11 protein-coding genes and 1 pseudogene are annotated in these 13091 nt (G+C 34.6%); 4 read left to right on the top strand and 8 right to left on the bottom strand.

Going from position 1 to position 13091, the window contains the following annotated elements:
- Window positions 1-2: 2 nt before the first annotated feature.
- The 3 genes and pseudogenes from OQ268_RS15525 to OQ268_RS15515 all read right to left on the bottom strand — a co-directional run bounded on the left by OQ268_RS15525 (window position 3) and on the right by OQ268_RS15515 (window position 4746).
- Window positions 3-1225, bottom strand: a pseudogene (locus OQ268_RS15525) (IS256 family transposase).
- A 427-nt stretch (window positions 1226-1652) separates the two neighbouring features.
- Window positions 1653-4238, bottom strand: coding sequence for a TrlF family AAA-like ATPase (locus OQ268_RS15520; RefSeq protein ID WP_265857413.1), 2586 nt, complete (start codon window positions 4236-4238; stop codon window positions 1653-1655).
- Window positions 4239-4533: 295 nt separating this feature from the next.
- Window positions 4534-4746: a hypothetical protein gene (locus tag OQ268_RS15515; RefSeq protein ID WP_265857412.1), complete on the bottom strand. Its 213-nt coding sequence runs from the start codon at window positions 4744-4746 to the stop codon at window positions 4534-4536.
- 316 nt (window positions 4747-5062) lie between these two features.
- Here OQ268_RS15515 and OQ268_RS15510 point away from each other — a divergent pair, with 316 nt between their 5' ends.
- Entirely contained in the window at window positions 5063-5305 is a 243-nt protein-coding gene (locus tag OQ268_RS15510; RefSeq protein WP_265857410.1) for a helix-turn-helix transcriptional regulator, read from the top strand.
- Between the two features lie 62 nt (window positions 5306-5367).
- On the opposite strand, the gene OQ268_RS15505 is transcribed toward OQ268_RS15510, so the two are convergent.
- The 5 genes from OQ268_RS15505 to OQ268_RS15485 all read right to left on the bottom strand — a co-directional run bounded on the left by OQ268_RS15505 (window position 5368) and on the right by OQ268_RS15485 (window position 9594).
- Window positions 5368-6534 carry a relaxase/mobilization nuclease domain-containing protein gene (locus OQ268_RS15505; RefSeq protein WP_265857409.1) on the bottom strand — a complete coding sequence of 389 codons (1167 nt, stop codon included), beginning with the start codon at window positions 6532-6534 and terminating at the stop codon, window positions 5368-5370.
- Window positions 6531-6866, bottom strand: coding sequence for a plasmid mobilization protein (locus OQ268_RS15500; RefSeq protein WP_265857407.1), 336 nt, complete (start codon window positions 6864-6866; stop codon window positions 6531-6533). Before OQ268_RS15500 ends, OQ268_RS15505 begins: the two co-directional genes overlap by 4 nt.
- Before the next feature lie 189 nt (window positions 6867-7055).
- Entirely contained in the window at window positions 7056-8000 is a 945-nt protein-coding gene (locus OQ268_RS15495) for an AAA family ATPase (protein WP_265857406.1), read from the bottom strand.
- Between the two features lie 116 nt (window positions 8001-8116).
- The gene (locus OQ268_RS15490) at window positions 8117-8422 is read right to left on the bottom strand and encodes a helix-turn-helix domain-containing protein (RefSeq protein ID WP_265857404.1); all 306 of its coding nucleotides are present in this window, start codon (window positions 8420-8422) and stop codon (window positions 8117-8119) included.
- Between the two features lie 104 nt (window positions 8423-8526).
- Window positions 8527-9594 carry a hypothetical protein gene (locus OQ268_RS15485; RefSeq protein ID WP_265857402.1) on the bottom strand — a complete coding sequence of 356 codons (1068 nt, stop codon included), beginning with the start codon at window positions 9592-9594 and terminating at the stop codon, window positions 8527-8529.
- 200 nt (window positions 9595-9794) lie between these two features.
- On the opposite strand from OQ268_RS15485, the gene ahcY reads away from it, so the two are divergent.
- From ahcY to OQ268_RS15470, 3 genes are all read left to right on the top strand, one after another.
- A complete protein-coding gene (gene ahcY, locus OQ268_RS15480; protein WP_265857400.1) occupies window positions 9795-11111 on the top strand; it encodes an adenosylhomocysteinase in 1317 nt (438 codons plus the stop codon).
- Window positions 11112-11392: 281 nt separating this feature from the next.
- Window positions 11393-11725: a DUF6370 family protein gene (locus OQ268_RS15475; RefSeq protein WP_265857399.1), complete on the top strand. Its 333-nt coding sequence runs from the start codon at window positions 11393-11395 to the stop codon at window positions 11723-11725.
- Window positions 11726-12560: 835 nt separating this feature from the next.
- Window positions 12561-13091: hypothetical protein (locus tag OQ268_RS15470; RefSeq protein WP_265857397.1), on the top strand; the 531-nt coding region annotated here is incomplete at its 3' end.

The following is a 13091-nucleotide window of genomic DNA, read 5'->3' as shown; positions in this document are numbered from 1 at the left end:
TCCTAGTTCAAATCTAATATCATTCTATCAGGAAACCAAATGGCAAGTTTCTGAGCAGTTGTAGCCCAATTGCTCAGGGGCATAGTCCATTTCTGGCTGATGTTCTTCTGCGCTAGATAGATCAGTTTTAGCAGCGCCATATCTGAAGTAAATGCGCCCTTGGTTTTAGTGACTTTTCTAACCTGCCGGTGAAATCCCTCAATAGTATTTGTGGTGTAAATGAGCTTTCTGACGGCAGCATCATAGCGAAAATAGCTGGTAAGTTTAGACCAATTTCTTCTCCAGAACTCCAGCACTTTTTCATATTTCCTGCCCCATTTCTCATCGAGTTCATCTAGCCTCAGCTCTGCCAATTCAAGGGTTTCTGCCTGATAAACGGGCTTCAGGTCTTTCATGAAAGCTTTCTGATCTTTTGATGCAACGTACTTTAAACTGTTCCGTATCTGGTGTACAATACATGTTTGTATCTCCGTCTCAGGGTAAACGGTATTGATTGCCTGAGGAAATCCATTCAGGTTATCAATGCAAGCAATTAGAATGTCTTTTACCCCACGGTTCTGTAGATCGGTAAGTACGCTCAGCCAAAAGTTCGCTCCCTCACTCTGGGATACGTACATACCCAAAAGTTCTTTATGTCCGTGACGGTTTATCCCGAGTGTATTGTAGACTGCATGTGAAACCATTCTGTGGTCTTCTTTTACTTTGTAATGCATGGCGTCAAGCCAAACGATTGTATAAAGCTCCTCAAGTGGCCTGGATTGCCATTCCTTTACCTCGGGTATAATCTTATCGGTAATAGCGGAAAGTGTTGCCTGACTGATCTCAGTATCATATATGTCCTTGATGTGCTTGGAAATATCACGCAGGCTCATGCCCAGCCCATACATACCAATGATCTTACCTTCAAGGCTTTCTGCTAAAATGGTTTCCCTTTTTCGGATTATTTCGGGCTCGAAGGTAGCGTTCCGATCCCGTGGGGTCTGAATGGAGATTGTACAGCGGAAGTTTTCACGTCCTTCGACGTCTTACCATTTTTCCGGTTACCTGAAAAACGCTCATTCTCGTCAAGATGGGAGTCAATTTCTGCCTCAAGGGCAGAATCAAGGAAACTCTTAAGCAAAGGAGCGAACGCACCATCTTTGCCATACAATGATTTGCCCGAACGAAATTGCTCAAGGGCTTTTTGTTTCATTAGCTCATAATCGAGCTGTTCTTCTCTTGTCATAATAAAATGTATCTAAAGTTAATAATTTTAACTTTTGACACAGTTTACTTTACACTCTCGGTTCATCGCTTAACTGTATCTAGTTTTGTAACTAGAATTACTGCTTAGGTTTATTGTGTTCCAGTGATATAAACACTTACTGGGACACATATAATATCCCAGCATTGTAAAGAGAAACTATGTTAATATAAACTTCTTAAAACTAAATCTTTTAACCATTATAACATACCGACCCACACAGGTATGAGTGAAAGCATTCACATCTAATTAAAGACTAATCTTCAAAAGCATTATAATATACCGACCGCTGTGTTTAAAAAATATAGCAAAACTATAGCTATTCAAATTACAGCAATTCGTGAACCTTATTCTCTAAATTTAAATTATTGGATAGAATAGCAAGCCAATAACTTAAATCAATCTCTGCCTATAAAACGCTATACCTTAATTCTCTTTGCTTAAATGCTTCAAAGCCCCCCTCTAGTATCTCACACACATGTTGTCTAATTCCTTGACTATGCAAAGTTTCAGGAGTTTTATCTTTCTGCTTAGTGCTTTCTAAACTGCCTTGTATGTATTCGAATTTAGCACCGTTAGTATTAGGCGAATTAACACCATGCTGATTTGATATTATTACAAGTTCGCTGTCAGCACCAACAACAATATTTGGGTTATGAGTAACAACAATAATTTGACGTTCCTTTTTCTTCTTTTTTATATAGGTGACCAATTCATTGTAAATTGCTCTATTATCCAAATCATCTTCTGGCTGGTCAATTAATATAGGACAGTCTTTTTTACTAAAATCCAAAAGAAGCATAAGTACAACAAATGCTTTCTTTCCTTCAGACATATGTTTGAATATATCTTCGTAGACGATATTATAAGATATAGAGAAAAAATTGGTTGACAGAATTTTTTGAGTGAGCGACACATTGTTATAGCCTCCTTTTAATGTAACCGAGTTTGATAGAAGTAGATCAAAAACCTGAAATACAGCAGAAAAGAATTCCTCTGAATTGGTTATTTTTCTATTTACCAAGTCCTGCCCCTGATAACTTTGTTGGTTAACACTAGTATATAATATGTCTTTATACAGCGTGGCTCCTACATTTGCTTGCGCTTTGATTTCAAGTTTTTCAGATTTCAGACTTAGCTTTTCTTTGAGCAGCATTATTCTGTTAAAATATTCACGGAAGTCAGATTTGATTGTCGCTTTAATTTGATATGATTGTTCTGCAAGAGCATTTTCTTGGATTTTCAGATTTCCAATCTCGAATAGTTTGTCGGTTTGTATCTTTAGCTTTTCTTCAATCTCCTTGTACTGAAGGTTATTGTCAAAAACACTAACTCCCATTTTGTAAACAGGATCGTTTAATATTGCATTATTTTGAGTATCTAATCTGATTATTTCCAATTGTAGATTTGTAATGACTTCATTTAACTTTTTCGTCCATTCATCCTGAAATTGTTTTCTTAAATCTTTGAATATCTGCGATACAGTCGTCTTTGTGGGGTCTATTAAGTTTGCGAAGTCAAATTCTAAACTATCATTTGAAATGGTTTTTCCCTTCAAATTGTTAAGGTTGGTAATCTGGTGTTCAATAGCATTCTTTGTATTTGAATTATCGTTAAACTGCTTAAGAAATGCTTTATAAGCATATAAGTTTTCTTCGGAAATCTCAATTTTTCCTCTTAATTCTTCAAGTGTTGTTGTCAACTTAATTTTTTCCTTATTGATACCATCTTCGTCGCCCAATTCTTTTAATACCACTGCAAGCTTATTATGATCACTATGTGTTTGGAATAGCTTATTTATTTTTGCAACGATATCAGTATTATTATCTTTGCTGAAATTGTTATAGATATTAATTGCGTTGCTCTTTTCTTCATCTTGGGTAATAATATCTTCTATTAACTTATCAAGTTCATTATTGGTATTTTTGGCCAGACGGTGCATGTAGCTTTGAGGAAAAAATTCTATATTTCTTTCATTATTTTCAATTCCATCTTTCCATACAACTTTAATATTTTCAACTATTTGTGTAATGTAGGTGCTATAATCTTCATTTTCGAATTTTACTTCCTTGTCACTATTTAATTTTTTAGCGATAGAACCAAGTAATATTGATTTTCCCGTTGATCGTCCACCGATAATCGTATTTAAGTTTTGATTTAGGTATAACTTAACAGGTGCAAAATCAGAGTGGTTAATAGATATGCTATCTATCGCCTGATAGCCTGCCTTTTCTTGTGGCCGGTTTGCCTGTATTCTAACTCTTTCTTTTGGCTCATATATAACCTGCTTTAAACCTTCAAACGTTTTATCCGATTTGATCCAACAATTTTCTTTTAATGAATAATTCCTTATATTATGATTGTCTGACCCAACTATCATTGGGATATGTTTTTTGATCGCTGGAAAGACAACATCCAAATAGCCAGTTTTATCATCTTTTTTACCGAGTTCGTAAAAATCGACCAGCTTTGCGATATCCGTTTTTTGAGCAATTGAATGAGATAGTGAATTTGTAATGTTTTCAACAGAATTTGTCTTGCTACCTGCGTGGATAGTTATAATTCCACCTAATTCTTTCACTAGCTCTACAGTGTCTTTCAAAACACAGTAAACTTGATTGTGTCTTTTGTTTTCGCTTTTAATTTCTAGTAAAGCCGTTTTATTTTCGAGTTGACCCCAAACAATATCCAAGTTTACATCCTGTGAAAAGATAGCTATATAGTGTATAGGCTCTTTATCACGAAGTTCTGCAAGAAATTCAATGCCCGGTAATACTGTTATTCCCTTTTCATTGCCTAATTTTTGCAACTCTTTTATTCTGAGTATATCGATTAAATGATGATCGGTTATGGCTACAACTGATATGCCATTAGCGTGTAGACCATTAATGATATCTTGATTTGTGACACTCTTATCAATGTAGTCGTAAGAAGATGGTGTATGAAAATGTAAATCCCACTTTCTCCATTCAGAACCTCTATAGATTTCTTCCATATATTTTTATTTGATTTTTAGGTGTCTTACCTTGATTATAATAAAGTAACCTAAGCATTAACACGCTCTTCGAATACTCAAAATATAGCTTATACGAGTTCCAGATAGGAGCAAATGAAATTGTGAGAATGAGTAGCGTATAATTAATTATAAATATAGAATTTCTCAATGAGAAATTAAGCTAAGCGAAGAATTAAAAGACTAATTATTTCACTATAAAGCTTAAAAAATATAGCAAAACTATATTTTAAATAGATTGATATTGCTTCCTAGTTACAGCAAAAAGAAAAAAAATCTAAAATAAATGAGTGGCATTTGGATTTGATTTCCACAACTCGTAATCCCAAGGATAGGCACAATTACCATCCATTTCCCCATCAATAAGAGGTTGAGTCTGACCTTCGCTATGCAACCATTGTTTAAAGGCAAGACCTTCTTCCTTTGGTAAGTCACTTATTCGAATATACATGATGTTACCATCGCCTTCTATTTTAGATAGATCAGCCATAATCAAAAATAAGAATTTTAGTACCCTCTTTTCTTAAATTTCATGAACTCTTCAAACTCTCGTCTATTTCTATTGGAGCTGGAACTTACAGATTTAATAAAAATAATCCAAACTACGAATGCGAGCCCAATTAAAAATACAGCTTTATTGCCAGGTGTTCCTAAAGCATCAATCATCAGGAAAAAACTCACAAATCATGCGATGATAAATTTTATTACAGTTTTCATATTGTAGAATTTACAAATCAAAAATAATAAAATTTACTCATACCTGTATGTGCGTTTCTAAAAAAAGCATTATCCAAATTGCAGTTGGAATGGAAAAGCGCAATTCTAAGTCAGAAATTGATTTGTATGTGATTAATAAGGTTAAAGAATATAGGCTTAAAGCAGATATCTCACAAGCCAAGCTTGCCGCAGAATTAGATAAATCACTTAGCTTTATTGGCGCTATAGAGTCGCCCCGTTACAGAGCTAAATACAATATCCAACACTTAAATCAACTGGCCAAACTATTTGGTTGCTCGATTAAAGATTTCTTTCCAGAATTACCAATCTAGTTTTTATATATCTAGATATACAGATATACGTATTGGTGTATTACATATATTTAGATATACAGTTATCTCTTTATCTTCTTTCTTTTTTTGCTGTCATCTTCATCATCAGATATATTCAGATTAAAATTAAAGTTGTTGTTCCGCTTAATATTATCAGCGTAATCATTATCAAATAAAAAATTATTTTCAATATCATCTGCGCTTTTTTCTGTCTCTCGTAAGTTTTCTTCAAACTCAGAACCAACTCTTGATGATTTGCTTCCTTGATATTCTTCTTCGTTAAGTTGTCCTTTATGAACACCATCAACCTGTATTGGTCTTTCTCTAATGAGTTCATTTTTATTATGAAGTCTTCCAGTAGATGGAAAACTTCTTTGAGAGTTGGCATTTTCGGTTCCTGTTCCGATGGTGTACTTTTCTCTTGTTCTATCGTTTGCTTGGCTAACTGCTTTGCTGTCTCTAGTTTGCTCATAATTTATTTTGTTTGATATATTACCCCATTTGAACTGATTACCTAGGGCTTGTCCTCTTGATTTAAAATTTTGACTAATAAAGGTTATGCCCGACACACCACCTGTTGAAGCTTGATTAAATAATGGATTGATATTTGATTTTTCAAGTTGATTAATAAACTCCGCTATGTTTTTGCTTGATGAAAGAGAATTAGTTACTTTTTCTTGCATCAGCATTTTATCAGAAACTCTACCTGTACGATTTATCATTTCCAATTCATCCTTATCTGGCGATTTATTGATTGATAATTTGCTGGCATGAACTTTCGTTAAACTATATTTATTTTCCAGTTCTCGAACTATTGTTTCACTTCTTGCATAGTTGTTGCCATCGGAAACAACCGTTCCGTCAAATCTATTTCTTAATGCCAGAATATGGCAATGCGGATGCTCTGCATCATTATGTCTAAAAATAAAATAAGGATTATTGTCGAAACCCATCTTTTCCATATATTCCTTTGCAATGGCTTCCATTTTTGTATTGGATATCTTTTCATCAACTGAAAAATTTAGGCTGGTATGGTAGGTATTTCGTTTAAGGTTTGGATTTAAAGCTTTCATAATCTCCAGTTCCTTTTTGATTTCACTATGGGCCAGACTAAGGAAATTTGTCGCCAACAACTCTGCTTTAGTTTTGATATCAGAACTGTAAACCTTTTTTAGATTATAGTTTAAAGCTCCACCAAATGATTTTCCGATTGCTTGCTTTGCTATCACTTTAAAATAGTTTTAATAATGGTTTCTAGCTTTACAGATAACTCATTTATAATTTTGAAATCAATTTGGTTTGTTGCGCCTGAATTAAGATGTTTTGCGATTTGGTTGATGTTATTACCAATGCGTTTTAGTTCTCCATAAGCTTGAATGTCTATTACTGGGATTTTGGGTTGAAGCAACCTATTTTTAAATACTGTTTCTCGTACAACATCTGCTCCAGAGAGATTAGAGTAAGCACACAAACTCGCCAACTCCTGAACTTCTTTTTCATTCATCCTAAACGTAAATTTGATACTGCGTTTTTCTTTTTTTTCTTTTTGCGGTCTAGCCATAATTCTATGAACATAATGAGTTGTTATATCTGAGTGCTAGCGAGGCAAGCGTTTTGGTCTTACCAAAACATGGCTTGCTTCGTGCAAACGACCTATTAAAACTTGCCTAGTTAATAATCTTCGTACCGTTCGTACTTCTCGTACTTTTTAAGGGTGGTACGAATGGTACGAGGTGTACGAATGGTACAATTATGTTTTCAATCTTTTTCGTATTGCTCCCTCGGTTACGCCTAATTCTTTAGCAATAGATACATTTGACAAACCTTTTGCTTTCAGGGCTAATATCTTTTCGATCTGAATACTTCTATCTTCTTCATTTATTGACCTAATCAAGTCATATTCATTTCCTTTTCCTATCTCCTTAAAACCTAAAAATCCCTTTTCTTTTGAAAGCTCACATATCAATACATTATCAGCATCATATTCTAATTCTGCACTCCTCACTTTAAGCTGTTTAATGTAGCGTATACCTTTTTCTTTAGCACTTCTGCCTATTGTAAATACAGAGTCGGCAAAATTTGATTTCATTTTTGAGCCTTGTAGGTCATTAAGGCTTATAGGTTTCCAATCATCAACCTTTTTGTTGTGTTCTAAAATGATGAATGTTAATTTTTTATCGAACTTTAATGCACTTAGGCTATTCATAATCGGGATTGCATTTTTTGCAGAGTCCGTATCGCCTGCAACAACCTTTGTCATGTTATCAATTATAATTACCGTTGCATTAGTTCGCATAATACTCTCCTCCAGAGAGTCAATGAAAAATTTATCGTAATCTTTTTCTGGCATCTTTCTTAACGATGAATAGCCAGCTCTAAAGAAGTTTTCAGGAAACTTAAAATGAACTCCATTTTCATCACGATAGCGTTTTTCAAATTGTTTGTCTGAAAGTTCTAAATCGACATATAACACAACATAATTTGAATTGGCTATGTGTATCCCTATTTGTACAATTAAAGCAGTCTTGCCAATACCTGTATCAGCAAAAAGAATAATTAGTTCGCCCTGGATTATTAATGGTGGGTAAAGTTCTATTGGGTCTGGTGTTAAGAATGCATCTTTTAAAACCTGGTTGGCTGTCCTAACTTCAAATAATCTGAGTATATCAGCTGTTGAATTTTTATTGGTATCCATTTGAATTGATTTGTTGCAATAGATTAAAACGGTACCTTTGCTCTTGTTGAGCAGGTACTCAATGAATTGATTTCAAAGCGAAGACATTGGCGTGTTTTCGCTTTTTTTCAGGGAAACTATTTGAGGTATTTTGCGGGGTCTTCGGTTGAGATACTTCTCCTGCCTTTTTCTATCCAAAGAATTAGATCTTCTTCTAAAAATAAAAGTGCATTGCCACGTTTGATTGATGGGATTTCGCCTTTGTGAACGATTTGTCTTAAAGCACCAGCAGATTTTTTAATAATCTTTGATGCCTCTTCAGTAGATAGGTATTTTGTTTTTGTTGAACTGTCCGATAATTTGGTATTCTCTAGAACAGTAATCAATGCCTCAACAATTAACTGTTTAAGTTGAGGCTCGCTTGTTACGATGATGTTTTCCATTATGTGCCGATTTTGTTATGGCACAAATGTTAGGTTTTGTGAGATTTTGTATGGAGATTTTACCTACTGTAGGTAAAAATAGGGGATAATAGGGTTTGTCTAAATCATATGAAATTGTTGTTCTCTAATTTCGACACAATAAGTTTTAAATCAGATTTAACATTTTCTCTAACTTCAATACGGATGGGCGTTGTATCTTCAATTTTATCTTCAAATCCAGCTATGCTTATATTTTCAAACTTTGAATTAAAGCAACGGCCTGCCTTAGCATGAGTAAAATCTTTCATAACTTTAAGTTTAACAAATTCTTCAAAAATAAACCGAGCAACATATTTCTTTTTATGCCCCCATCTACCATTAATAAAGTAGCCTAGCTCTGTGAGGCTATTAATGATAAAATCAATATGTTCTTTGAATTTTTTAGTAAACAAATCTTTAAATAGTTCTTCTTCTATCCCAAACGACTTAATCTCCTTATTAACTACTTTTTCAGAAATAATTTTATTATTATCAATGGGATTTGCTGAATAATCATTAAAATTAGTTTCTATAAATTTTGATTGTTGTACATCAGTCTCGATTATATTAAAATTTTGCTCTTTAATATTTTTAAAAGCGAAGCTAACATTTGCGAACAGGCTTTTCGAGAAAGTTGCATTGTAAATCGTGTAGCAACAATAAGAGATAACAGCTACCAGTAATAACGAGAATGGGATGAGAAAAAATTGTTGTGATGATATTGCATAAAGTATAAGAATTATGATTGAAGAAAAAGCGATAAAGTATGCGAAAAATAGAAAGTAAAAATGAATTGTTGAATAGGAAAGAAATCCTATAATCGATTTCTTTTCATCCGTAGATTTTCCATATATTTTAATTATCTCTGATACCTTTATTTTATAATCCGCTCTAGATAGATTATAAAATAAACCAAAAAAATGCATCATTTTAAGGTGGTTAGGTATTCCCAAATCACTGACCCGAATAAATGCCACCAAGGCGTTTATAGTTATTAAAATTATGAAAGCTGAAATTATATAATAAAGATTTATACTAAAAATGTTCTTTGATAAATAGAATGCTGGGGTAATCGCAGTGGTTAGTAAAATCACAAAAGAAATAACCGCAAAATTTATTGGATTGATTTTTATTTTACTCACTATTGTATTCATTATCACTTGTCTTTATTTCGAAAGTAATTCTAATGTAGAAATAATTCTGTAAAACTTTGTGTTGTACCGAGTGATATTTTTTCACGTTAAAATTGCTTACTTTTGTTTGCTGAAAAGAAAAAAAGTTTGCAAATTGTTTGCGCATTCAAATTTTTAAATCAGCTAAAATATTGATAATCAATTAAATAAATTATAATTTTATGTCATCAGTAGAGACAACTTACGTTCCTTACAAAGTTAAGGACATTTCACTGGCAGAATGGGGCCGTAAAGAAATCGAATTAGCCGAGGCAGAAATGCCAGGGTTAATGAGTTTACGAAAAGAATTTGGCCCTTCGCAACCCTTAAAAGGTGCTCGTATCGCAGGCTGTCTGCATATGACTATCCAAACGGCGGTGCTTATCGAAACTTTAGTGGCTTTAGGTGCCGAAGTTACCTGGTCATCATGTAACATCTTCTCCACACAAGACCATGCTGCTGCGGCAATTGCTGCTGCTGGAATCCAGGTTTATGCTTGGAAAGGCCTAAACGAAGAAGAGTTCGATTGGTGTATCGAGCAAACTTTACATTTTGGTGCAGAACAACAACCATTAAACATGATTTTGGATGATGGTGGTGATTTAACCAATATGGTTTTTGATAAATATCCAGAGCTAATCGCTAATATTAAAGGTTTATCAGAAGAAACTACAACAGGTGTACACCGCTTGTACGAAAGAATGAAAAACGGAACATTGCACATTCCTGCAATCAACGTTAACGACTCGGTAACTAAATCTAAATTCGATAATAAATATGGCTGTCGCGAATCATTAGTCGATGCCATTCGTCGTGCAACAGATGTAATGATGGCAGGTAAAGTGGCTGTTGTTTGTGGTTATGGCGATGTGGGTAAAGGCTCTGCAGAATCGTTAAGCTCGCAAGGTGTGCGTGTTATCGTAACCGAAATCGATCCAATTTGTGCTTTACAAGCAGCAATGGAAGGCTACGAAGTTAAACGCCTGGATACCGCCATTAAAGAAGCAGATATTGTGGTAACCACCACTGGTAACTGTGATATCGTTCGCGAAAAGCATTTCAGGGCATTAAAAGATAAAGCGATCGTTTGTAACATTGGTCACTTCGATAACGAAATCGATATGGCTTGGTTAAATGGTGCCTATGGCGATACTAAGATCGAAATTAAACCACAGGTAGATAAGTACACTATCGATGGAAGAGATGTAATTGTTTTGGCAGAAGGCCGCTTGGTTAACTTAGGCTGTGCAACCGGTCACCCAAGTTTTGTAATGAGTAACTCTTTCACCAACCAAACTTTAGCGCAATTAGAACTCTGGACCAACACTGCTGCTTACGAAAACAAGGTGTATACTTTGCCTAAGCATTTAGATGAAAAGGTGGCCCGCTTACACTTGGAAAAAATTGGTGTAGAATTAGAGGTTTTAGATCAACACCAGGCGAATTATATTGGCGTGCCGGTAGAAGGTCCGTTTAAATCAGACGAGTACCGTTACTAATCACTCCAGATTTTAAATAGCTCAAATAAAAAAGGGATGTACAATGTGTATATCCCTTTTTGCAGTTATAGCATTGCATTTATCTTTTTTAGATGAAAATGAAGGTCACTAGTGCTTCGTCAATTTTAGCCCTGCTATCCATTACGATTTTTTTGTCATCGACAGTATAAAAACGAAGATAGCTTCAACAAAAAAGATCTTCATTGCTATCAGGTTTATTTTACAAAATTTAGCAGTGCTTTTGCCATTCAATATGTACATTTGATTAAATCAACTTCATAATGAAAAATATTGCCATTATCTTATTTATAACAACAATTGGCTTTTCAGCGCAAGCACAAGTTAAGGCTAAAAACATAGTGCAAAATCAGTTATTAGAAAGCAAAGAAGTAGATATTGCTTGTGGCGAATGTCGATTCAAAATGAAAGGCAAAAGCTGCGATCTGGCCATTCGTGTAGATGGTAAAACCTATTTCGTAGATGGAAAGCATATTGATGATTTTGGAGATGCGCATGGAGAGCATGGCTTTTGTAACGCCATTAGCAAGGCAGCGGTAACTGGCAAAATCGTCAATAATCGTTTTAAAGCATCAAAAATTACTTTGTTAAAGTAGTGTATTATTGATTACCTACTCGTACAAACCCACCAATTCTGCAAACTATTTACATCCTAACTTCCCATTCAAGGCGTTAACGCATTTCAATAATATTGACTCTTCAATGATGTCATTAAGCGTCTCGTATTTTCCTCAAGCATCATTTAAAAGTATCTAGCTTTTGGCAAAATACGCGCTACCTGTATGTTGGGAGTCTACATTTCCTAAATGCCAAGCTTATCAAATCATAAACTGTCGCAAAAAAGACTTCTTAAATTTTTGTAAATACGGTACACATTGTTTAAATATTATTATAGTATGCAAAGGCAAGAGGCTGCATTAATGCATTGAAAATTGCTCTTTAACTATTATACTCTTTGAGAATTAGCATATTTCACACCTGTTAATCGCCAAATAAACTAACATCAATTTAATAACAATAAGATTATTGCCCGTCATTACGGATTAATTTATTCAGAAAGGTTTGGAGAGTCAGAAATTACCCTATTGGTGCTGGCATAAAAACTTTAGAGATTCATGCACACAATATCATGCGTCTGCATCAGTGTTTGACATATGTCTAATACTATTTTAATCCAATCTGTGATGCGTACACCCTAGTTATCTGCGTGGGTGATTTTAAAACCATGTATTTAGCCTCTATAGCTGAGGTTATAGTTGAGAAATTTCCCCAACTTGTGGAATATAAACAACAATAAATTTCCCCATTCGGTCCTCACACCTCATTCTAACGCTTGTAAACTCTTTTATTTCTGGTGGTATATCATTTGTAATTGTGACGAGAGTTGTAGTCTTCACTTCAACGTTTTTTACTCCGTAAATATTATTTTGCATGAAACATTTTACTAAGCAAAAATTTGTACTAATATTATTGTTCACTGCCTTCGCCTATTTGGCGAATGCACAGGTCAAAATTGGTCAAAATCCATCAGAAATTAACAAAGCTTCTATCCTCGAGTTAGAAAGTAGCGACAAAGGATTACTCTTTCCAAGAGTGAGTTTAGTCAATACAACTACCTGGGGCTTGGCAGCCAGTAGTAATCCAGCAACCGGGATGATGGTTTACAACATTAAAACGATTGCCGCTGGTTTTTCAGGATCAACAAATTATCCAGCGATTTCGGGTGATGGAACTGGTATTTACTATTGGGATGGTAATGGTTGGGTTGCTTCTAAAGGGGCAAATGGATTAGATGGTAAATCTTTAAACACCGGTACAACCGTTCCGTTGCCAGGAACTGGCAATAATGGTGATACCTATATAAATACTACTACTGGCGACGTTTACACTAAAATCGGTGGGGTGTGGACCATTACGGGTAATATTAAAGGAGCAAAAGGAGATCCAGGAGTAGTAGGGGTG

It is taken from the genome of Pedobacter sandarakinus, assembly GCF_026240095.1.
GTDB lineage: Bacteria > Bacteroidota > Bacteroidia > Sphingobacteriales > Sphingobacteriaceae > Pedobacter > Pedobacter sandarakinus.
The sequence above is the reverse complement of the archived record's forward strand: the minus strand, read 5'-3'. Positions and strand labels throughout refer to the sequence as shown.

Excerpts from the sequence above, each read along its gene's own strand:
- OQ268_RS15510 (WP_265857410.1), top strand. The coding sequence starts at position 5,063 with ATGGAAAAGCGCAATTCTAAGTCAGAAATTGATTTGTATGTGATTAAT.
- OQ268_RS15495 (WP_265857406.1), bottom strand. The coding sequence starts at position 8,000 with ATGGATACCAATAAAAATTCAACAGCTGATATACTCAGATTATTTGAA.
- OQ268_RS15490 (WP_265857404.1), bottom strand. The coding sequence starts at position 8,422 with ATGGAAAACATCATCGTAACAAGCGAGCCTCAACTTAAACAGTTAATT.
- OQ268_RS15500 (WP_265857407.1), bottom strand. The coding sequence starts at position 6,866 with ATGGCTAGACCGCAAAAAGAAAAAAAAGAAAAACGCAGTATCAAATTT.
- ahcY (WP_265857400.1), top strand. The coding sequence starts at position 9,795 with ATGTCATCAGTAGAGACAACTTACGTTCCTTACAAAGTTAAGGACATT.
- OQ268_RS15475 (WP_265857399.1), top strand. The coding sequence starts at position 11,393 with ATGAAAAATATTGCCATTATCTTATTTATAACAACAATTGGCTTTTCA.
- OQ268_RS15485 (WP_265857402.1), bottom strand. The coding sequence starts at position 9,594 with ATGAATACAATAGTGAGTAAAATAAAAATCAATCCAATAAATTTTGCG.
- OQ268_RS15515 (WP_265857412.1), bottom strand. The coding sequence starts at position 4,746 with ATGGCTGATCTATCTAAAATAGAAGGCGATGGTAACATCATGTATATT.
- OQ268_RS15520 (WP_265857413.1), bottom strand. The coding sequence starts at position 4,238 with ATGGAAGAAATCTATAGAGGTTCTGAATGGAGAAAGTGGGATTTACAT.